Origin of the sequence: Blautia sp. DFI.3.45 (assembly GCF_020593505.1) — a bacterium.
Classification (GTDB): domain Bacteria; phylum Bacillota; class Clostridia; order Lachnospirales; family Lachnospiraceae; genus Blautia_A; species Blautia_A wexlerae.
This window is the reverse complement of record NZ_JAJDMI010000006.1, coordinates 36,547-58,677: the sequence shown is the minus strand read 5'-3', so window position 1 is coordinate 58,677 and position 22,131 is coordinate 36,547. Positions and strand designations below refer to the sequence as shown.

General features: G+C 41.7%; 23 protein-coding genes. 2 read left to right on the top strand and 21 right to left on the bottom strand.

Annotated elements, in window-relative coordinates; genetic code table 11:
* Positions 1-21: 21 nt before the first annotated feature.
* From LJE09_RS03635 to gpr, 4 genes are all read right to left on the bottom strand, one after another.
* A complete protein-coding gene (locus LJE09_RS03635) occupies positions 22-378 on the bottom strand; it encodes a hypothetical protein (protein WP_227310969.1) in 357 nt (118 codons plus the stop codon).
* Positions 379-452: 74 nt separating this feature from the next.
* Entirely contained in the window at positions 453-2,261 is a 1,809-nt protein-coding gene (gene lepA, locus LJE09_RS03630; RefSeq protein ID WP_025578511.1) for a translation elongation factor 4, read from the bottom strand.
* Positions 2,262-2,494: 233 nt separating this feature from the next.
* A complete protein-coding gene (locus tag LJE09_RS03625; RefSeq protein ID WP_022380110.1) occupies positions 2,495-3,799 on the bottom strand; it encodes a stage II sporulation protein P in 1,305 nt (434 codons plus the stop codon).
* A gap of 78 nt (positions 3,800-3,877) precedes the next feature.
* Positions 3,878-4,792: a GPR endopeptidase gene (gpr, locus tag LJE09_RS03620; RefSeq protein ID WP_177968919.1), complete on the bottom strand. Its 915-nt coding sequence runs from the start codon at positions 4,790-4,792 to the stop codon at positions 3,878-3,880.
* Between the two features lie 217 nt (positions 4,793-5,009).
* Between gpr and rpsT the strand changes: the two genes are divergently transcribed.
* Positions 5,010-5,273, top strand: a complete 264-nt coding sequence (rpsT, locus tag LJE09_RS03615) for a 30S ribosomal protein S20 (protein WP_020993497.1) — start codon at positions 5,010-5,012, stop codon at positions 5,271-5,273.
* A gap of 122 nt (positions 5,274-5,395) precedes the next feature.
* On the opposite strand, the gene holA is transcribed toward rpsT, so the two are convergent.
* The 16 genes from holA to mobA all read right to left on the bottom strand — a co-directional run bounded on the left by holA (position 5,396) and on the right by mobA (position 20,383).
* A complete protein-coding gene (gene holA, locus LJE09_RS03610; RefSeq protein ID WP_008706160.1) occupies positions 5,396-6,382 on the bottom strand; it encodes a DNA polymerase III subunit delta in 987 nt (328 codons plus the stop codon).
* Positions 6,383-6,555: 173 nt separating this feature from the next.
* Positions 6,556-7,473 (bottom strand): quinolinate synthase NadA, encoded by a 918-nt coding sequence (nadA, locus tag LJE09_RS03605; protein WP_055151112.1) that lies wholly within the window; start codon positions 7,471-7,473, stop codon positions 6,556-6,558.
* 19 nt (positions 7,474-7,492) lie between these two features.
* Positions 7,493-8,041 carry a transcription repressor NadR gene (locus LJE09_RS03600; protein ID WP_173721280.1) on the bottom strand — a complete coding sequence of 183 codons (549 nt, stop codon included), beginning with the start codon at positions 8,039-8,041 and terminating at the stop codon, positions 7,493-7,495.
* A 74-nt stretch (positions 8,042-8,115) separates the two neighbouring features.
* On the bottom strand, positions 8,116-8,967 hold the full coding sequence (gene nadC, locus LJE09_RS03595; protein ID WP_173700885.1) for a carboxylating nicotinate-nucleotide diphosphorylase: 852 nt from the start codon (positions 8,965-8,967) through the stop codon (positions 8,116-8,118).
* Complete coding sequence (locus tag LJE09_RS03590) at positions 8,960-10,249, bottom strand: L-aspartate oxidase (protein ID WP_025578522.1); 1,290 nt, start codon at positions 10,247-10,249, stop codon at positions 8,960-8,962. Before LJE09_RS03590 ends, nadC begins: the two co-directional genes overlap by 8 nt.
* 177 nt (positions 10,250-10,426) lie before the next feature.
* Entirely contained in the window at positions 10,427-12,724 is a 2,298-nt protein-coding gene (locus tag LJE09_RS03585) for a DNA internalization-related competence protein ComEC/Rec2 (protein ID WP_227310968.1), read from the bottom strand.
* Positions 12,725-12,752: 28 nt separating this feature from the next.
* Complete coding sequence (locus LJE09_RS03580) at positions 12,753-13,694, bottom strand: GerMN domain-containing protein (RefSeq protein WP_118338559.1); 942 nt, start codon at positions 13,692-13,694, stop codon at positions 12,753-12,755.
* An 11-nt stretch (positions 13,695-13,705) separates the two neighbouring features.
* A complete protein-coding gene (locus LJE09_RS03575) occupies positions 13,706-15,157 on the bottom strand; it encodes a sensor histidine kinase (RefSeq protein WP_025578528.1) in 1,452 nt (483 codons plus the stop codon).
* 345 nt (positions 15,158-15,502) lie between these two features.
* Positions 15,503-15,955: a DUF5071 domain-containing protein gene (locus LJE09_RS03570; protein ID WP_025578529.1), complete on the bottom strand. Its 453-nt coding sequence runs from the start codon at positions 15,953-15,955 to the stop codon at positions 15,503-15,505.
* A complete protein-coding gene (locus LJE09_RS03565; protein ID WP_062807411.1) occupies positions 15,956-16,369 on the bottom strand; it encodes a hypothetical protein in 414 nt (137 codons plus the stop codon). It abuts the gene before it with no gap.
* Positions 16,370-16,433: 64 nt separating this feature from the next.
* Entirely contained in the window at positions 16,434-16,958 is a 525-nt protein-coding gene (locus LJE09_RS03560) for an RHS repeat domain-containing protein (RefSeq protein WP_055059789.1), read from the bottom strand.
* A complete protein-coding gene (locus LJE09_RS03555) occupies positions 16,951-17,184 on the bottom strand; it encodes a hypothetical protein (RefSeq protein WP_227226643.1) in 234 nt (77 codons plus the stop codon). The genes LJE09_RS03560 and LJE09_RS03555 overlap by 8 nt, the downstream gene beginning before the upstream one ends.
* A 624-nt stretch (positions 17,185-17,808) precedes the next feature.
* Positions 17,809-18,006 (bottom strand): phage holin family protein, encoded by a 198-nt coding sequence (locus LJE09_RS03545; protein ID WP_055059787.1) that lies wholly within the window; start codon positions 18,004-18,006, stop codon positions 17,809-17,811.
* 109 nt (positions 18,007-18,115) lie between these two features.
* Positions 18,116-18,475: a hypothetical protein gene (locus tag LJE09_RS03540; protein WP_227310966.1), complete on the bottom strand. Its 360-nt coding sequence runs from the start codon at positions 18,473-18,475 to the stop codon at positions 18,116-18,118.
* Between the two features lie 553 nt (positions 18,476-19,028).
* Entirely contained in the window at positions 19,029-19,688 is a 660-nt protein-coding gene (locus LJE09_RS03535; protein WP_144137282.1) for a CPBP family intramembrane metalloprotease, read from the bottom strand.
* A gap of 74 nt (positions 19,689-19,762) precedes the next feature.
* Positions 19,763-20,383: a molybdenum cofactor guanylyltransferase gene (mobA, locus tag LJE09_RS03530; RefSeq protein ID WP_128866314.1), complete on the bottom strand. Its 621-nt coding sequence runs from the start codon at positions 20,381-20,383 to the stop codon at positions 19,763-19,765.
* Between the two features lie 217 nt (positions 20,384-20,600).
* On the opposite strand from mobA, the gene LJE09_RS03525 reads away from it, so the two are divergent.
* Positions 20,601-21,137: a type III toxin-antitoxin system ToxN/AbiQ family toxin gene (locus LJE09_RS03525; protein ID WP_144137284.1), complete on the top strand. Its 537-nt coding sequence runs from the start codon at positions 20,601-20,603 to the stop codon at positions 21,135-21,137.
* Here the strand turns inward: LJE09_RS03525 and moaA are convergent.
* Positions 21,120-22,094 carry a GTP 3',8-cyclase MoaA gene (gene moaA / locus LJE09_RS03520; protein ID WP_144137285.1) on the bottom strand — a complete coding sequence of 325 codons (975 nt, stop codon included), beginning with the start codon at positions 22,092-22,094 and terminating at the stop codon, positions 21,120-21,122. The genes LJE09_RS03525 and moaA overlap by 18 nt on opposite strands.
* Between the last annotated feature and the right edge of the window lie 37 nt (positions 22,095-22,131).

The following is a 22,131-nucleotide window of genomic DNA, read 5'->3' as shown; positions in this document are numbered from 1 at the left end:
GCTCCTGTTATGACCTGTTTTCTATTCCTCAGTATCTGATGTACTGCTGTCCTGCTCATTGTTATCTGATGAGCCGACATTGTTATCTGTACTGCCGGCATCACTTTGGCTGTCTGAACTTTCCGCAGATGAGATACCTGCTGCATCCTGCTCTGCCAGATACGTATTTACCATTGTCAGATTACCATTTGTGGTAACTGCGGCGGAATCTACCTGATCCGGTGCCGGAGTGGGACTTGTCTCTTCCGGTGCAACACTGATCTGGATCACTTTGGAGGACGTTTCATCTGCCTCCCTGGTTTTCCCACATCCGGAGACAGAAATTCCAAGCAATAACATACATAGTATAACTGTTTTTCGCTTAATCATTTTCTTCAATATTTTAACCTTCTGTTGAGATGAGCACTATTCACAGATAACTGTTCAGTACCTTCACAGTTACCATTCATACTTTATTTATCATCCAGTTTCAATACACTCATAAATGCTTTCTGCGGAATCTCCACATTGCCTACCTGACGCATACGTTTCTTACCTTCCTTCTGTTTCTCCAGAAGTTTCTTCTTACGGGAAATATCACCGCCGTAACATTTGGCAAGTACATCCTTACGCATGGCTCTGACTGTCTCCCTAGCAATAATCTTGCTTCCGACAGCTGCCTGGATCGGGATTTCAAAAAGCTGACGTGGAATCTCGTCTTTTAATTTCTCGCACATCTTACGGCCTCTCTCATAGGCTGTATCTGCATGCACGATAAAGGAAAGAGCATCCACCTCTTCTTTGTTTACCAGAATATCCAGTTTCACAAGCTCACTGCGCTCATATCCGCAGAGCTCGTAATCCAGAGAAGCATAACCTCTGGAGCGAGATTTGAGGGCATCAAAGAAATCATAGATAATCTCATTTAACGGCAGCTTATATTTCAGAAGCGCACGTGTTTCTTCCATATAATCCATTCCCAGATACTGCCCTCTTCGTTCCTGGCAAAGATCCATAATTGCACCGATAAATTCAGTTGTTACCATGATCTCGGCATTTACCATTGGTTCTTCCATGTATTCAATCTCTGATGGATCCGGCAGATTGCTGGGGTTTGTCAGATTGATAACTTCGCCGTTAGTTTTGTGTACTTTGTAAATAACACCGGGAGCTGTAGTCACAAGATCAAGGTTGTATTCTCTTTCCAGACGCTCCTGAATAATCTCAAGATGGAGCAATCCCAGAAAACCACATCGGAAACCAAAGCCAAGGGCTACAGATGTCTCCGGTTCATAGAACAGAGAGGCGTCATTGAGCTGAAGCTTCTCAAGAGCATCTCTCAGATCACCGTATTTGGCACCATCTGCCGGGTATAATCCGCAGTATACCATAGGGTTTACTTTCTTATAGCCCGGAAGTGCTTCTGCACATGGTCTTTCCTTATCTGTAACTGTATCACCTACACGAGTGTCACCAAGGTTTTTAATACTCGCAGTGATGTATCCTACCATGCCTGCTGTCAGTTCCTCACATGGAATAAACTGACCTGCACCAAAGTATCCGACTTCCACAACTTCTGTGGTGAAGCCAGTTGCCATCATATGGATCTGGGTGCCTCTTTTCACACGGCCATCCATGACACGGCAGAATACGATAACGCCTTTGTATGCATCATAAATGGAGTCAAAGATCAGGGCTTTTAATGGTGCATCTACATCGCCATGAGGTGCCGGGATCTTTGTTACGATCTGTTCCAGGACTTCTTCTACATTAAGTCCTGTTTTGGCAGAAATCCTTGGTGCGTCATGGGCTTCAAGGCCGATGACATCTTCGATTTCATTTACCACACGATCCGGTTCTGCACTTGGCAGGTCGATTTTGTTGATGACCGGAAGGACATCCAGGTCATGGTCAAGGGCAAGATATACATTTGCCAATGTCTGGGCTTCGATTCCCTGAGCTGCATCTACTACCAGGATTGCACCGTCGCAGGCTGCAAGGCTTCGGGATACTTCGTAATTGAAGTCTACATGGCCGGGGGTGTCGATCAGGTTGAAGATGTATTCTTCGCCGTCTTTGGCTTTGTATACGATTCGTACTGCCTGAGATTTAATGGTGATTCCACGTTCTCTTTCAAGTTCCATGTTGTCCAGTACCTGTGACTGCATTTCACGTTCTGTCAGAGTGCCGGTCATTTCGATGATTCGGTCGGCAAGAGTGGATTTGCCGTGGTCTATGTGTGCAATAATACAGAAATTTCTGATTTTGCTCTGGTCTATCATTAAGGAATTCCCTCCTGAGTTCTTTCTTATATACTGTAATTGATGGGTTTGCTAATTCTGTATTATAGCATATGGAGCAAGGGTTTGTCATCTGTTTATCTACAGGGACGCACAGAAACATTCTGGTAATTATTATCTTTTCCGTGCGTCAGCACGCCTGCAGGTATCTTCCTTGTCCTTCGCACTCTGCTGAACTGTCTTGATTGCATTATTTTATGGAATTGCTATAGAATTTATCCTTGCAGTACCTTGTCTAAGATGTCGGCAAATGGTTCCATGGCATTTTTTACTTCCTGGACAGTGTTGGTCTGGGCTCCGGCTTCCAGAAGAAGGGAGCGGGGACGGAGGTGGAGATTGTAGCGGTAACCTGCAAGGTAAATTCCCCGGTAAAATTGAGGATAGTATTGGGCTGCCTGGTATTCCAGCTGAAAGGAGAATGCCAGATTTTGCTGTATGTATGGATTTGGCAGATAGTCCAGGGAACCTTTGGATGTCGTATAACTCAGTCCATTGTAAAAAAGGATCTGAGCTGTGGGTTTTCCATTGATCTCTGTTACAAGATGCCGGTCTTCAGGGACGCCGTCCCGGTGCAGGTCTATGATCACCTGGATATCCGGGTTTTCCTGAAGATAAGGTTCCAGATAATCGCGGGCATAATCATAAGCAGCGCTGCGGTCCAGTTCACCGCCTGCCATGTCAAACTGCTCTTTGAGATGGACTACCTGATAACCGTAGTTTTCTGTGAGAAGCTGTGTCAGATAATCTCCTACTCCTACAATCGTGTCGGATTCTTCCCCTTCTCTGGAATCTGCGAAGGTTTCCTGCGAATGGCTGTGATAGATCAGAATCTGAGGGGTATCGGTTTCTTTGGTAATTTTTAAGTCCTGTTTCAGAAAATCCCCGGCATTGATCTGTACGGCATCTGCTTCTGTGTTGGAATCTACGATATAGAATTGTCCCAGAAGATAATTATAATCTGCCAGTTTTTCGGGGGACAGGTCGATTATTGGATGAGGAACTGCAGCAGCAATGGTTTCTGTGCTGTTCTGAATATTTTGGTCATTCTGCGCTGCTGACTCTTGCGGCTTCTGTGATTTGTCCGTTTCATGATTTTCCGGTGACGCAGTTATCTTTTTCGGTTTAGGTGTCTTGTCTGATTTTTTTGAAGTTTGTTCTGATTCTGATATTTTCGCTGACTCTGATATTTTCGCTGATTTTACTGTTTTCGAAGGAATTGCTGTTTCTTTCGGTACCGGTGTAGATTCTGGTATCTGTAATTCTTCAGATTCACCTTTTTCTGCCAGCAATTGTTCGGACTGTGCACGCTCTCCCAGATATTTTCCGTTTTCTCCTGCTATTTTTTTATAAGTTTCAATATCTTCATAGGAACTCATATGAGCTCTTTTTTCCAGAAAGCGGTACAGGGGCAGATGCCTGTACACATTTTCTCCTGTAAAAAATGTCCCTGGCAATACTGCCAGAGTGGCAAAAAAGCACATGCTAAGCAGAATGCAGAACGCTTTCTGAACGTTTGTCACATGGATCACCTCTTGACTTATCCTATGTCCATGTTTTCCCATTTATACCCTGTTCACACTGACGGAACAATTTTCCGGTCAGCCGCCTATTTCCTCAAACGCCATGTTCAGTCCTTCTGAGATTGTGAAACTCAGGTATTTTACTGTCTCATCCACATCTTTTGGAGTTACAAACATGGTGTGAAGATGGGGCAATATCATTTCTTCCAGAAATTCTTTCTGTTCTGCCTCTTCCAGCGCTTCCAGAAGGTGTGCCATGGAATCATGGACGATAGTTGCCGCATCTACTACGGTGGGTACTCCGATCCCGATCACTTTTACCTGCAGATTTTCTTCTGTAAGCCCCACTCTGTGATTGCCTACACCGGAACCCGGATTGATTCCTGTGTCTGTGATCTGGATCGTACGGTTCAGGCGTCTGGTGCTTCTTGCTGCCAGCGCATCAATGGCAATCACTATGTCCGGCTTTGTCTCTGCCACGATTCCCTGTATGATCTCAGACGTCTCCATGCCTGTCTGTGCCATTACTCCCGGGATAATTCCACTGATACGGTGCATTTTTTCTTTTCCAAGGCTCTGCAGGCCATACTCTCTTATCATATGTCTCGTTATATGAAGATTTTCTACCACATGAGGCCCCAGGGAATCGGCTGTGATCGCTGAATTTCCCAGACCTACTACCAGAATGGACAGCTCACGCTCCAGATTGATTACATTTTGTAAATGACGGGCGATTTCCAGGGAAATTTCTCTGTGATAATCCTCATCATGTACAGAAAGCCCCGGAGCTTCTATCGTAATATAGCTTCCCTGGGGCCGTCCCATTGTCCGGGCACCGTTTTCTGTGGTGATTTTTACCACAGTGGTACGGATATCTTTCTCTTCATTATAATCTTCGTGGATTTCCACTCCCCGGACTTCTACGTTTTCCTCTGTAAACCGTTCGGTTGCCTCCAGTGCCAGGTCTGTTCTTATTCCGTAATTATCCAGCATCTCTTTTCCCTCCGTACTTCATTCAATATTTGTTACTGTTTGCTCCGTTCTTATAACAATCTTTTATATCTATTTTTAGCTTTTTTTATGGAAATATGTATTGACAAGGAAGATTATTTGAGATAATATATATAAGCATGTTCATAGGAGCGCCCGTGTCTGTTTCTATGACAGGAGTATAATAATATTTTATCGAATTAAATTGGAGGTGTACGAATTGGCTAACATTAAATCTGCTAAGAAAAGAATTTTAGTAAACAGAACTAAAGCAGCAAGAAACAAAGCAATCAAATCTGCAGTTAAAACTTCTATGAAGAAAGTTGAAGCAGCAGTAGCAAATAAAGATAAGGCAGCTGCAGAAGTAGCATTAAAAGATGCTGTTTCCACAATCAGCAAAGCTACATCCAAAGGTGTTTATCATAAAAACAACTGCGCAAGAAAAGTTGCCCGTTTAGCTAAAGCTGTTAACAGCATTGACTAATTATAGATTGAATTTTTAATTATAAGCTTATGATTAAAAAGGACAGCCATCACCGTCATGTGGCTGTCTTTTTTGTTATTATCTTTTGTAACTGCCAGAATATCCGGCAGTTACCGTTTTTCTTATTTTACTTTACTGCTGTACTTAATGATCAGTAATTCTACGCTCAGCTTATCTTCCAGGCGTCCTGTTTTTACTGATTCTTCCGCATCCACAAAATCTTTTACTGCCTGTTCCAGTTCAGATATGGTGTAAGCTCTGGCACATGTTGTAATGTTTCTCACAACAAATCCGGGAACTCCCAGTTTCGAAGCTATTTCTGTCTGCGCAAGTCCTGCTGCCGCAAACTGTTTTGCCAACAGCAGCTGGCGATACTGCTTCGCAAGAAGAAACAGGATCCTCATCGGTGGCTCTTTCAATGTCAGCAGATCATAATAAAGTTCCAGTGCACGCTTCTGATTTTTCTCTGTTACTGCACGCACCATATCAAAAATTCTGTTGGTTGTCTGGGTGGTGCAGATTTCTTCAATATCCTCTGCAGTCACCACATCCCTGCCTTCTGTATAACTGATAAGCTTCTCCATCTCCATCCTGAGATTCCCCATATCAGTTCCTGTTTTGGTCAGCAGAAGTTCCATGTCTCTCTGGGTGATCTTTTTTCCGGCTTTCCCCAGGATCCCTGCTGCCCAGCGCATCAGAGTTTTTTCATCCTGTCTGATAAATTCCGCAATACTTCCGCAGGCTTTTACTGCTTTGTACATGCGGTTTCTCTTGTCTACTTCCGTTTCTGCAAAAACCAGATACAGATAGTCCGGCAGCTCTTTCATATAATCTGCCAGTTCCTCACACTTATTTTTGAAAAAACCTGTATCTTCCAGCAAAACAACTCTGCGCTCTGCGAAAAATGGCATGGTTTCACAGAGGTCGATCAACTGTTTTACATCAATCCCCTTGCCTTCATAGTGATTGAAGTTCATAGTATCCCCATCCGGATTCAGTGCCTTTACCAGATTCTGTTTATACTGTTGTTTCAGATATGCTTCCTCTCCATAGAGAAGATACACCTGTTTAAAATTTCCTGATTTAATGTCTGCCTGTATGTTTTTCAATTTTCTACTCCTGAGGCTGTTTTGTCTGTAACTGTTCAGCAATCTGTTGTTCTATTCACAGATACCAGGATATCAGACTGTAGAGCAGTTACTTTGTTACTGTTCTCAGTAACGTTACTTTTATTGTATCAATTCCATGACATAATAGCCAGCAGAAAATTTCAGATTATTATTCAGCCGCCCAGCTCCACCATTCTGTGAATGCATCTTCCGGCGCCTTCCATGATATTCTCCGGAAGGAAGATTTCTTCCCCGCCCTGTCCTTTCAGACAGTTATAGATGTCCATTAAGGTGGTAACCTTCATATTCATGCATGTAAGCTGTACTGCAACCGGGTAGAATTTCTTATCAGGACATTCAAACTGGAGATGCTCTACAATGCTGTTTTCTGTTCCGATGATAAATTCTTTATGTTCGGATTTCTTTGCAAATTCCATGATTCCTGTGGTGGAGCCTACATAATCAGCCTGCTCTACTACTTCCTGACGGCATTCCGGGTGTACCAGGAAAAGTGCATCCGGATGCGCTGCGCGGGCTTTTTCTACATCTTTTGCACTGACCACGATATGTCTCGGACATCCGCCCTTGTAAAATGCAAAAGTTTTCTCCGGGAGCTTCTCTGCCACGTAGTGTCCCAGGTTCGGATCCGGAATAAATAAAATCTTATCCTGCTCCAGCTTTTTGCAGATTTCAACTGCTGATGAGGACGTAACGCATACGTCACATTCTGTTTTCAGTTCTGAAGTTGTATTAATATAGGCGACAACTGCATAATCCGGATACTGTGCTTTTAATTCACGCAGACCTTCCAGATCCAACTGCTCTGCCATGGGACATCCGGCTACAGGATTAGCAAGCCATACTCTCTTCTTCGGGCTTAAAATCTTGCAGGTTTCTGCCATAAAACGAACGCCGCACATGATCACACCGCTGCAGTCTCTTTTGGACGCCTGTACACTCAGGCCATAGGAATCTCCTGTATAGTCTGCTACTTCCAGAATCTCCTGACCCTGATATGCGTGTGCAAGAATACAGATATCCTGTTCTTTTTTCATTCGCAGGATTTCCTGCTGAATTTCTGCTATTGTCATCTTCTGAATCCCTTCTTACTTATATATTATGATGTTTTTCCTTTTCCCATGGCTGAAGTGGTGCAAGGAAACCTGCTTTCTTTAACTGTTCTCCGATCAGATCCAGCCTTTCCTGGCTGGATGCTTCTATCAGATGATAATGATACCCGGAAGTAGCACTGCTTAATACACTGGAATGGCTGTTGTTGATCGCCTGGACAAATTCATTCACATCCTGTCTGGAACGAATATCCATTTCTGCTGTGACACGGCCATAAACCCTGTGGCTGATGCTGATATTTTTCACCCGCCCGCCACAGTCCACAATCAGATTCAGTTCCTCCGCTGCATGCTCCTGCCCATGGCGTACTTTAAATTCCCTGGTACATGCAATATATTTATCCTGCTGCAACACATATCCTCTGGTCGTTGACAGGATTCCCGGTGTAGATGCACGTATCACAGCCATATCCTGCACGATCACCTGTCTGCTTACTCCGAACTGTGATGCCATCGCCCTGGCAGCCACAGGTTTTTCTTCCTGCTGAAGGAGCTTTAAAATTTCAGTTCTTCTCTGAGCAGTATTCATACTTTCCCATCCTTTCTCCACGATATAATCCTATAGCAAATTATCCGCTGCAAAACAGCTTCGCTGCCATGTTATTATATTGCATGAAGATTCTTCATGGAAATGTCAAGGATTGGAGCAGAATGTGTCAGTGCACCGCTGGAAACAAAATCCACACCTGTTTCCAGGATTTTGGCGATATTTTCCTTTGTGATATTTCCGGAGCATTCTGTCTGTGCCCGGCCTGCGATAAGCTCTACTGCTTCTTTCATCATTTCCGGTGTCATATTGTCAAGCATAATGATATCTGCTCCTGCTTCTACTGCTTCTTTTACCTGTTCCATAGTCTCTACTTCAATCTCGATCTTACGGACAAATGGTGCATATTCTTTTGCCATGGCCACTGCTCTCGCTACGCTTCCGGCTGCTCCGATATGATTATCCTTAAGCAGTACTCCGTCAGAAAGATTATATCTGTGGTTGCATCCGCCGCCTATGCGTACAGCATATTTTTCAAAAACACGACAGTTCGGAGTTGTCTTTCTGGTGTCCAGAAGTGTTACCTTACTTCCTTCCAGAAGCTTTGAAACCTGTTTTGTATAAGTAGCGATACCACTCATTCTCTGGAGATAATTCAGGGCAACTCTCTCTCCGGAAAGAAGCACCCGGATATCTCCTGTTACTGTTCCAAGAAGATCGCCCTTCTTTACTGCCTCACCGTCTTTAAAGTTGAAACTGATCTCTGTTTTCTCATCCAGAATCTGGAATACTCTCGCATATACATCCAGTCCGGCAATGATTCCGTCTTCCTTTGCGATCAGATCTACGGTTCCTTTTACTGCGCTTCGCATCACTGCATTCGTGGAAACATCCTCACTGGTAATGTCCTCCTGAAGCGCCATACGGATCAGCTTGTCTGCCTGCATTTTCATTGTAATACTATTCATGACTTTTTTTCATCCTTTCAATCTCTTTTAATACGGTTTCGTGGCAGGCATTAAGCAGTTCTTCTCTGCTTTCATACATATTCATATCAATTGCATCTGCCCGCACATATTCCGGTGTCTGTCCAAATATCATATCATCTGCAGCCTTTCTTGCAAAGACCAGAGATTCCAGAAGAGAATTACTTGCCAGACGGTTTCTTCCATGGACACCATTACAGCTTGTCTCTCCACACGCATAAAGTCCCTTCATGGAAGTTTTGCTTCCCAGATTTACCTTGATCCCACCCATAAAATAATGCTGTGCCGGAACAACCGGGATTGGCTCTTTTCTCGGATCAAAGCCTTCTTCCACGCACTGTTCATAAATATGAGGAAAATGTTCCAGAATTGTTTTCTCTCCCAGAGGGCGCATATCTTCCCATACAAACTCTGTTCCATCCTTTTCCATCTGGGCAAAAATCTTCTGGCTCAGCAGATCTCTCGGCTGTAATTCGTTTGTAAAACGCTGTCCGTTCTTATCATACAGAAGAGCACCTTCTCCTCTGACTGATTCTGAAACCAGGAAACGCCGTCCGGGTTTCTTTGAATAGAGAGTTGTCGGATGAATCTGGATATAGTCCAGATTTTCCATTTCCACATGGTGCTTCATTGCAATTCCCACACCATCTCCCGCAATATGCGAAAAGTTGGTAGAGTTTTTAAAAAGCCCGCCGATTCCGCCGCAGGCAAGAACCACATACTGAGAATAAACAGGAAATGCCTGATCATTCCGGTCCATTGCAATGATTCCGCAGACTGTATTATCTTTGGAGATCAGGTCTACCATAGTCATATATTCACAGATTTCAATATTTTCTTTTATTTTTGCAGCAGTTAAGAGAGTCTGTGTGATTTCTTTTCCTGTAATATCCTCATGAAAAAGAATTCTTGGCTGGGAATGTGCTCCCTCTCTGGTAAATGCCAGATTTCCCAGACCATCCCTTGCAAAATCCACATGATAACGCAGAAGATCTCTGATAATATCATTGGAGCTGCGGATCATCAGATCTACTGCCCGTTTATTATTCTCATAATGTCCTGCCCGCATGGTATCTTCAAAATAATTTTCATAGTCATCTTCGCCGCGCAGCATACAGATTCCGCCCTGTGCCAGGAATGAATCTGACTGGTCTGCCTCCTGCTTGGTGATAAGCAGGATTTTCATTTTCTCCGGAAGGTTCAGTGCACAGTACAGTCCGGCTGCCCCTGTTCCCACAATAATGACATCATAATGTTCTTTCATCTTTCTTTCCTCACATCATGCCTGATTTTCGTTTGTCTGTGCAATTATACTCCCCGGATATACAGGTGTCAAGACACCTGTATATAATTATGACAACATTGTTTGCTTTGAGTTACTGTGAACGTAACCACTTTGAAAATCCTACTGCTCATTGCTTTTCACATCTCCACAGGGGTCCTACTTGATTCGGTTAAAGGCAGAAACAGATTTTCCATTGACTATTGTAACCGCCCCACAGTCTCTGGTGATCAGCACTCTGCTTCCACTCTTCTTCAGCCGTTCCAGCGTATCCGGCGACGGATGCCCGTATGTGTTTGTTGCAGAACAGGAAACAACAGCCAGTTCCGGTCTGACGATTTCCAGAAACTCTGCTCCTGTAGAATATCTGGAACCGTGATGAGCTGTTTTCAGGAAGTTCACATCTTCAAGACACCCATTCTGTATCAGTTTTTCTTCTGTCACCATCCCGATATCTCCGGTAAAAAGCCCTTTGAAATCTTTGCTTATCATTTCCAGAACCATCGCATCTTCATTTACTTCCTTCCCTGATGCTGTGGACTCCGGCCACAGAACCTTCAGTCTGACAGTTCCATATCTGATCTCATCTCCTGCTTTCACAGTAAGCACCCGGACTCCCGCTGACTCTGCCAGCTCTGTCAGCTCCCGATAATTTTTATTCTCCTGAATATCGCTCCATTTGGGCAGGATCAGATTCTCTATGCGCAGAGAAGTCAGATCTTTCTCAACAAATTCCAGAAGTTCCCGCACCCCGCTGATATGATCTTCATCTGTGTGAGAAACATAAATTCCGTCCAGTCTGGAAATCCCTCTGCTCTTCAAGTATGGGAGCAGCTGATATTTTCCCAGTTCATTCTTATTCGTACTGCCCCCGTCGATCAGGATATTCCATCTGTTTTCTATTTCCACCACAATTCCGTCTCCCTGTCCCACATCCAGACAGGCGATGCGGAAATCTTCATGCGGTCTGTAACTGATCAGCAGAATTGCAAAGCATACCATACCTGCATATACAGCCCGGATTTTCCACGCAAAGATCTTACCATTTTCACTTTTCATCACACCCGCTCCGTACATCCACACCGCTGCTGCCAGAACCAGATAATATCCAACGATCTGCCACACTTCCGGCTTTCCGCCAATCCATGTACAAAACGAAAGTCGCCCCAGCAGCACTGTCAGGAGCTCATAGCCTCTCAGAATAATCCTGCCCGGAACAACAGCCAGAAACGCTCCTCTGACAGTGACTAATCCAAGTAATGCACCGGCAGTTCCGCTTCCCAGTACAATCCCCACAGTAGGAAACACCAGCAGATTCAGAAAAATCCCCATCACCGACACTTCTCCGTAAAACCACAGCACTATGGGAAGTGTGGTAAGCTGCACAACTCCGGATGCCAGAAATGACATCAGAAGTTTATCTCTGATTTTTCCCTTCTCATTAACCTTACTTCGTTTTTTCCGGTTTAATACATCCATCCCCTCCTGCACCATTGGCCAGACACAGCCAATCCCAATCACCGATCCAAAAGACAGCAGAAAACCTCCATCAAGCAGATACGCCGGATTTTCCATAAGGATCAGGATCGCCGCAGCCGCCATTCCTGTAGGCATATCATAAATCCGTCCTGCGATCTTTGCACCTACAGAAAGTAAAAACATACATACTGCCCGCATAGTTGAAACAGTCCCTCCGGTCATCATCCCATACTGAAGCATAATCACCAGCGCCAGCAGGCCTGCCGGCCAGATACCCAGACCGATTTTTTTCAGCAGATTATACAGTCCCATTCCAAGAAGACTGATATGGAGCCCCGAAATCGCCAGGATATGTATAATTCCTGCCATCTGATAACGCATTTTCAACTCCGGATCCAGATTTGTTTTATCTCCCAGCACGATTGCTTCAAACGCTCCAGCTTCCATTCCACAGGTCTTCTCCAGAATACCTGCAAATTTCTGCTGCATATCGATCAGGAACTGCCCATATGCAGAATGACTCTGCGACTGCTTCTTTATCTTTCCTTTCTTCATCACATAATAGATCCTCTGGCAGCCATAGTATGCTTTACTGTCAAACTCTCCCGGATTCGTGGGGCTTTGCACTTCTTCCAGTTTTCCGGACACCAGAACAAGACTTCCTGCCAGAAGTTTATCAACATCACTGTTACCGCTATGATTCTTTTTTTGTTTTAAATAAACCTTTATATTATCAATGGAAACTTTTTCAGAATTGTAAATAAGATAAGTATTTCTAAGATATACAGATTGAAAATCTTCATTCTCCCGACACTTGACCACCTCCCCGCAGATGGTGGATTCCGGATGCTTTCTGATCCATGTCTGCACAGACTGTGGCAGTGGATTCCCCCTTATCAGGGAAAATCCCAGCCAGTCTGTCACACACAGAAAAACAACCAGAAGCATGCACAGGATACACACAGGGCGTCTCCTCACTTTTGTGCCTCCTCTTCGTTTATGAATATCACTCTTTTTCCTTGACTACCAGCTTATCATTTCTTTCATAAAAATGATACAGCTCCATCTTCTTACCAAAGGTATCCAGCCTGTCCTTCCCGCCGACCGTAATCTGCACTTTGTCTGCATCCAGCGCATCCAGCAGCGAATTTACCACAGAATATACCGGTATTTTCTCCGATACATCCAGCGCATAGGAAGAAAATACTCCGTCAAATGCCACATAGCAGATCCTGTCTGCTATGGTCACATTCAGAACCTCCGTATTCTCCGGAATTGTGGGGTAATGCCCTTTTTCCAGCGGTCCCTTCATTAACTGTTCCAGAACGATTCTCTCTTTGGGGATACTGCGTTTATACCGCACAGTACGCTGTTCTTTTACCAGCTTCTGACCACTCTTATCAGTAAAATAAAGCGTAAAGGTATTGCTGCAATAGGCATCCGGTTCAGTTCCTGTGAACTCGGCAAAGGTATCTGCAGTCATATTTCCCACAGCCTGTCCCCTGGAATCTGTCAGATCTTCATTTTCTATTGTAAAACGCACAGAATTGATCCCCGGAACCTGAAGGAAAGTCTTCACAACACCTGTCCGCACAAGTAATTCCCTGGCGCGGCTCATGCTGCTGTACTGACTGTTAAAGTTGACCACCAGCACGTCCTCTTCTACACTGTAATTCATCTGTACTCCTTCAGGAAGCAGACTGACCCGGTTCTGCGAATCTGTCTGCTGGCTGTTCATCCGCTGCATCATATCCTTAAGCATATAGTCTGCAGTTGTCTCCTCCGGAGAGTAGCTTTTCTTCTGAAGCTGAGTTTCATCAGAGCTGATATCGTACAGATAATATTTGGCATCCTGTTTACCCGGATCTTCATGTATCTCCACAGAACACCCGGTCGCAAGGATGCTTAGTATTAACGCTGTTATAATGATTGAAAGTTTCTTTTTCACAATGGCACCTCCTATGACGGTATATAAGACAGAGGAATACGCACAGAGAATGTAGTTCCCTCTCCTTCTTTACTGAATACTTTGATCGTTCCATGGTGCATTGCAACAGAACTCTTGGTGATCGCCAGTCCCAGACCGGTTCCCCCGATTTCCTTGGAATGGGACTTGTCCACACGATAGAAACGCTCAAAGATTCTTTCTATACTGTCCTCAGGGATTCCCATACCGGAATCCGCCACTGTTATATAGAAATATTTATGGTCTGCATCCAGTGACACGCGCACCCATCCATCATCCACATTATATTTAATGCCATTCTCCACCAGATTGCTGACAGCAAGAGTAAACTTCACCTCATCCACATCTGCATCCACAGGTCGGAAGCAATCCAGGATCAGATCGATATTGCGCCTGTCTGCAATGGGACGCAAGCGCTTGAGGATATCCTCCAGAAGCTGATTGATATCCATATGGGTGATGTTTACATCTGCTGCTTTCTTATCCATCTTTACCAGCGAGAGCAGATCTGTAATGATCTTATTCTCTCTGTCGATCTCAGCAGTAATATCACTCATAAACTCCTGATACAGTTCCTCCGGGACGCCCTGCTGTCCAACCAGAGAATCTGCCAGAACCTTCATGGAAGTCAGGGGTGTCTTCAGTTCATGGGACACATTGGATACAAACTCCTGCCTGGATTCATCAAGAATTTTCATGCGGTTGACCATCTTGTTGAATGCATCTGTGATCAGCTCTGTCTCCGTATAGTCAGGAACACTGATTTCTTCATCCAGCATGCCATCTGTCAGGTCTTCAATGGCCTTCGTCACTCTTGCAAGTGGTTTTACAAGTATTGTAGAGAGCAGCCATGCCAGAAATACTGAAAGAACAACAATACTTCCGATCAGCATCACGCCTCTCTGTTCCATCTCTGCCAGTGTTTCTGCAATATCAACAGCCGAAACACTTACCAGCATCACGCCCTGAAGCTGCTGCACATCCGGACTCTGTACAGGAACTGCAAGCTCCAGTACTTTACTTCTGGCGTCATAATTGCTTGTCTCTTCTCCTTTCAGACAGGCTACAGCCAGTGAACTGAGAAGCGTCTTTCCCTCCTCTGTGTGGAAGGTATCACTTACTATCTTAAAATCTCTGTCAGCCAGCAGGATACGTCCGTTATACACATTGGAAAACAGTTCCAGCTTGCTGTTTACAACCTCTGAATCTGTATCATTGAGATAATTCTCCCTGATGATCAGATTACATAAAATATCGCACTGATCACCCACTGTCTCTGTAAGCATTGCAACCGCCCGGTTCTGATAGTTATGAAGCATCGTATATGTTACAATAACCCCCGGCACGATTCCCAGAATGATCAGGATGATCAGAATACGAAAACGCAGACTTCTGAAAAAATTTTTTCTTTTTTTCACCTTTTCAACTCCGTTCTCTTCTGTCATGCAGTTTGATGCATGCTTTCTGTCTGTTCGTAAAACAATCATTGTTTATCGAATCCTTATCATCTTATCACAGAAAAATGGGCTTTTCTACATCTTAGCGAAAAGTAATTTATTTTTTGCAGCAATCAATGCGCAAGACATATCTCAGGAAATATTACCTCAATCGCTCTTTTATTATATACGCTCACTTTTGCTTCTCCGAACAGATATGACATATTCAAGCTATACAGCAACTGTCCTTACAAAATTTACATTTCATGGTTTTTCACCTCTTTTTTCTTAAAAATGGGTACAAAAAGAACGGTCGGTGGGGTGAAATGCCAACCGCTCTCTTTTGTTTTAAAGTTATTCCTTCCAAAAATCATTATAATATTTTGTCATTAATTTTTGATATTCTTCAGGTAAAAGTTTATAAACCTCAGGATTTTCAATTAGTCCAGACAAATAGTCCAGCCAATTTATATCTTGATATTTCAGTGCTATTTTTATTGCATATATGTAATTTTCCATTATACAATCTACATTCATTCGCTTAATTCTTGCATATATATCAAATGCACCCGGCCAATTCATATCTTTTATCCATTCAAACATATTATTCATATATTTTTTTAATTCATTATCTGATTTTGAGCTAATTACCTTTGCACAGTTTTCCCATACAGATTTATCTTCTATTGGTTGAAATAAAACGGAAAGATATTCTATTTTTTTCGCTTCATCTATTCCTCTCAATTGTTCTTTTTCTGAACTATTCCAACTTAACATTTTAAAAATAGTATCAATATCTGTTCCCATTTAGTTTCCTCCATCCCATTTTACTACAACACTCTTTACCGCTTGAGTCCAAATTGAACCACTCCCTGCATTTATCCATGTTTGAATACTTACTCCTACTGGCACCACACTAACATGTGTTAATTTGTCCTGATATGCATAAACTATCCCTGTCTTATTTAATGTATTAATTGTTGTAACAGCTGCTTTTCCTCCCATCCTAGGTGGAATTGTTGAGAACGATAAGCCTGTATCTGAATCTTTCTGAGAAGGCGTTAAATTTCCAGGATTCGTTCCTCCATATCTATAAATAACAACATCTTTTTTATTTCTAGGCAAACTTAAAATCTTTGTTTGTGTATTATCGTGAATTTTATCCTTATAATATTCATAAATACTAAAACCTAATACAATTCCGGCTGCTACAAAATCCATTACTGGAGATGGTCCATCTGATGTCGCAATAGCAACCGCAGAGCCTCCAGATATCGAAATGCCTTTACTTACCGCACCGACAATATCCTTTACAAATGATATTGATTTTTTTTACAAACGATATAAATGAATATCCGTTAACATCAACATTCATAATCGGATTATTATTACAATACAAAAACATATTACAATCATGTTTTCCTACTCCAGTAGAAAAATATCCATCTGCGCAAATAAATCTTTTAATTTCCGCATCATAATATCTACTTTTCAGATAATACATACCTGTTTCATTATCATAATAATATCCCTTATAGCGGAATGGATTCTGAACACCTACTGTATCTGCCAGCTCACCTGTAACAGCAATCACTTTTCCCCAACTGTCAGAAGTATATTTTACTACCACTTTTCCATCTGCGTCAACAAGGGCAATGATGTCACCCTGTACATTTCGTACATAAAAATAGGTGATTCCCCTGATAGTCACAAAGATCAGATTGGCCTGGGAGTCATAACAGTACCAGATGATTCTTCCGTCAGTTTTCTCAGAAAGGAGAAGATCTCCTGCCCACTGATATTCAGTCACTGTATTGTCTACTGTTTTTTTTCACTCTGGCACCAATATTGTCGTAAAGATATTTAATACTCTTTCCATTTTCTACACCGGAAAGCCTGCGTCCCTGTGTCCAGGTATAAGTTGTTCCTCCTCCGGTAAGCATATTTCCAATGGCATCATAAGTCATTGCTGTGCCATCCCAGCTCAGGAGTTTATCCTTCCATGCACTGTCATAAGTTCCTGTCATTGTCTTCACAGGTGTATCAGGAAGAGTTTCCGCAGTCGTAAATGCGTACTCTTTTTCTACTGTCAGATTACCACCCAGATCATAGGCATAAGTGATGGTTTTGTTTAACTGATGATTATTTTCCCGGATCAGCTGATTTAATTCGTCATATCGAAATGTACTCTCACCTGCAGAATCTTTGATACTTATGATATTTCCGTTTGCGTCATACGTATAGTTTAAGGTTTCAGAACCATTCTTAACTGTTTTAGGAAGACTGTAAAGATTCTCTTTAATACCGGAAATGCATCAACAATTTGCTCCGTTAGACTTTTCTGAAATAAGTAAGCATTCAATTACTCGCTTATTTTTGCCGCAACATAATACCAGCCTTTTTCTGACAGATTAATTTCATATTCTTTCACTATCTGAATCACATCCGTCCGGTTATCATTCTTGCTATAAGCAAATAAAGAAAATCCACTGTACAACCACCATTATTCTGCCAGACTACAGTTCCTTCAACCAGATAAGTCACATTTAAGTTGTACAGCAACTGTCCTTATCTCTCAGATATTCTGTTCCCATCAATGCCTCCAGACGGGCAGCAATGAGAACATACAACAATGTCATGCCTTTTCTGCACAACCCTTTCTAGCCTGCTCTGCTTTCCAGTGCACCATTTTCAGATTTCGGACTTTTTCCAAATACTGCCGGAAGAAGGATTCCCCCTGTAAACCAGTCGATTGCCATAAACAAAAGCAATGTCTGCAGGAATTTATCCCAACCTCCAAAACACACTGCCAGAGTACTTTCGGCAAGACCAATTAATGTAATTATTCTGTATTTCATAGTTTTTCACCTCTTTTTTCTTAAAAATGGGTACAAAAAAAACGGTCGGTGGGGGAATGCCAACCGTTCTCTTCATAATCAACTTTATTCATCTTTAACTTTGTTCCTGTCAAACAATCATAATATCACTTTCGTTCCAGTCTATAGATATCTCTTCGCCATCTAAGTGAATCACATAATTTTTTGGTTTTTCTTTTCCAAGATAGCCATTATAACTTATCTGTTCTCCATTTTTATTTACAAATTCTTTTTTTGTAAAAATTGTATTTTGTATATCTGATATCTGGAAATCTTTATTATCTTTCTTTCCACAAATAACACTGATATACAGTTCTCCGGTTATCGTACATTCTCGCACAACAATTGTATTATCTTTCTTAAAATCAGCCCTATTATAAAGACATTTTATCTCAGAATGTGATGTACATTTCCACCCTCCTTCTTCTTTATAAATTATTTTACTATTCATTTGTCTATCTTCAAGATATAATACCTCTATGGAATCTTCACCATATATTTCATCTATTTTATTTTTTTCAATTCCATAATACTTTTCTGCCTAATCTGCTGTTGAAAAACTCACATATGCATTTTCTATTTCGCAAAACGACATTACAATTAGAAATACCGTACATAATATCGCCCATGTTATAATCCACTTTGACGCAAGCTTTTTCATTTTCTTCATGATTGCCAGGCCTAAACAAAAGACAATACTATAAATAAATATACGTACATTATTATATGTAATCCCTGCCTGAAATTTACTCTCTCCCGGGTGAGTTCGATGATAATTAGTTCCAGTTACCATAGCATAGAATATAAGGTTTATCAAAAACATAATTAACGTTTTTAACGATATTTTTCCTTTTTGTTTCTTTTGTCTGTATATCCTTATACAAGTACAAATCATGAAAACAAATAGTAACAGTTCAGCAATATTTAGTATTTGTATATCCATATTTCTGTTCTCCTTAATTCTAATTTGAACCGCCAGACATATTTCGCTTTCATTTTCTCAATTACTCACCGACTTTTGCCGTAACATAATACCAGCCCTTTTCTTTCTCAGACAGATTAATTTCATATTCTATTCCTCCATATTCTTTTACCATCTGAATCACATCTGTCCGACTGTCATCATTACTATAGGCAAATAAAGAAAATCCACTGTCCAAAAAGCCTTGTGTATACCAGAATCCCACTGTATAACTGCCATTATTTTTCCGGACTACAGCTTCTCCACCTGAAGAACATTTTTTATAATCTTCTGGTAGTTCGATTAATTCCATATCTTTCCTTATTTTTATCTGGTTATTCTGTACCATCTGAACAATTTCAGTCCTTTTTTCCTTATATACCTGAAAGTTTAATTTTTTTATTCCATCATTAAACAAAAATGCCAGATATATTCCAAATAGAAAAACTGGTATTGCCGCAAACCAAAATACACGAATCTTTCTCAAACAGCAAAAACTCCGTATGATATATATAAAAGTTAAAATAAATGATGCAAAAATAACATACCAAAATCCCCTGAAAAAAAGTTCTTCGAAATACCAGATTGTAATAAAATTTGCAGTTATCACAGCTATGCATTGTAATATAATTAATTTTAATTTTTTTCTCTCATCCTTCATTCCCGATTCTCCAGCCAAATACCAATTCTTATACTCAGCCATAATCACCACCCTTATTCTTTAATGTTGAAAATACATCAACAGTTCATTTTGTCAGCTATTCCTGTAATAAGCAATCAAACGTTTCTGTCGACTCTCATCACAGTTTTCCAATTGAATCTAAAATGATTTCCCGCTATTTCTTTATATGTTTCCGAATCATTGATATTGGAAAAATACCAGGCCACAGCCTGGCTTTCGTAGCATTCGTATCCATTTTTCCGCAGAAAAGCAAATACCGCGCCTTTGCGCAGAGTGATTTCTTCAAGCATGGCGTCTGCCAGTTCTGTACGGTATACTCCCATAAGAGGTTCCTCATGCCCGCCGTGGCTCAGTATCACTGCTTTTGCATCTGAATGCAGAGATTGGCGAATCAGTGCAGCCAGTTCCTCTGCCGGAACCAGAGGAACATCTACACCAAGTACCAGGCAATATGGATTCTTTGCTTTACGAAAACAGGCTTCCAGCCCTCCCAACGGACCTTTTCCCGGGAAGCGGTCTGGTATAATGGGATATTTATATTTATTTTCACCATGATAGCCAGACAGAAGAATATCACTGATTCCAAGCTTTTCCCCCTTTTCTATCTGCATCTCAAGAAATGTCTTCCCATCTATCGTCAGATCTGATTTGTCCCGTCCCATGCGGCTGCTGGCACCGCCAGCAAGAATAATCATAGAAATTTCTTTCTTTCTCATTATCAGTTTTCCTTTTTGTTTATATAAATCATCAATAAAAGTATTGATTTTTTTCTTCATATTACATATAATAAAATCACAGACAGAAATGTCTGTATAGCGGTTAGAGTGTCCAGCCAAAACACTCGTTTAAAAGCGGTTAGGTTGTCCAATTAAAACAATCGATTAACAGTAATGGGTGGAGTAATCCACCCACTTTTTACTTTCAGGAGGTTTTATGAATTGGTATATTGTTGATAAAAAATATATAAATTACCTAACACAATTTGATTCCCACGTTGGATATGTGGAATATGGGGAACGTTTAAAACTTCATGTAGGAACTCTTCTTACAATTGGAAATTTTCATTACTATGTTCCTATCTCTTCCGCCAAACCCAAACATCAAAAAATGTCAAACAGTCTGGATTTCCACAAACTTCAGGATGAATCTACCAGATATCTTTATGCAGTATTAAATATCAATAACATGATTCCCGTTCCAGACAATTGTCTTACGCAATTAAAATATAATCAGATTGATTGTTTCCGTTCTTTTAAAAGTGACAAAGAAAAAACCGATTATATTTATCTGCTCCAAAAAGAAAAATTTCTGATTGACAATATTCAGAATACTTTGCAAAACAAAGCCATGAAATTATACCAGAAGTGTATTGCCAAACCAGATTCTTCCCTTGCCGCAAGATGCTGCAATTTCAAAATGTTAGAAGAAAAGTGTCTTTCTTATTTACATACCTCACCCACCAATCTGTGACATTCCTCTGATTTCATCCTGCTCTGTCTTCGCTTCATAAAAATTATGGCTCACCGGTTTATTCCAGATCACCTGATAAATTGCTTTTTTCAGTTCCGAATCTGTGCAGCCGCCGCGCATAAGCCCCCGCAGGTCTGTACCTTTCTGATACTGGAGGCATCCTTTCATGAATCCTTCGGATGTAAGACGTACTCGATTGCACTGACTGCAGAATTTGTGGGTCATTGCACTGATAAATCCGATTTTTCCCTTAAATCCTGCGATTTCATAGTAATGGCATGGACCGTTTCCGTAGCGTTCATTGACTGCATGCATCGGACCGTAGGCTTCTTCCAGTACTGCTTTGATAGATTCTTCATCCTGGAATGGGAACTGTTTTCCGAATCCGATTGGCATCATCTCGATAAAACGCACATGGATTGGATATTTCTGCGCCAGTCCTGCAATCCCGATGAAGTTTTCTTTTTCCTTGATCACCGGAACGCTGTTGATCTTCAGGGAAAGTCCCGGATGTGCAAGTGCTGCTTCGATTCCCTCAAATACCTTTTCCAGTCCGTCACGTCTCGCTACTTTTTTGAACAGTTCCGAATCCAAAGTATCCAGACTGATATTAATGGCGTCAATTCCTGCATCCAGTAATGCATCCAGCTGCTCGGCGAGCAGGATTCCATTTGTTGTTAATGTCACTTTCTCAATTCCCGGGATCGCCTTGATCTGTTTTACAAGACTTGCACAGCCCTTACGAACAAGAGGCTCACCGCCTGTCAGTTTAATCTTACGGATTCCCAGATCTGCTGCGCACCTGCAGATGCGGAGAATCTCATCGTATGTGAGGATTTCTGCATGAGAAAGGGATTTTACGCCTTCTTCCGGCATACAGTAAATGCATCTCAGATTACATCTGTCTGTCAGGGAAATCCTTAAATAATCTATTTCTCTTCCATATTTGTCTATCATCGGCTCTACCTGCCTTTTACTTTCTAATAATTGATTT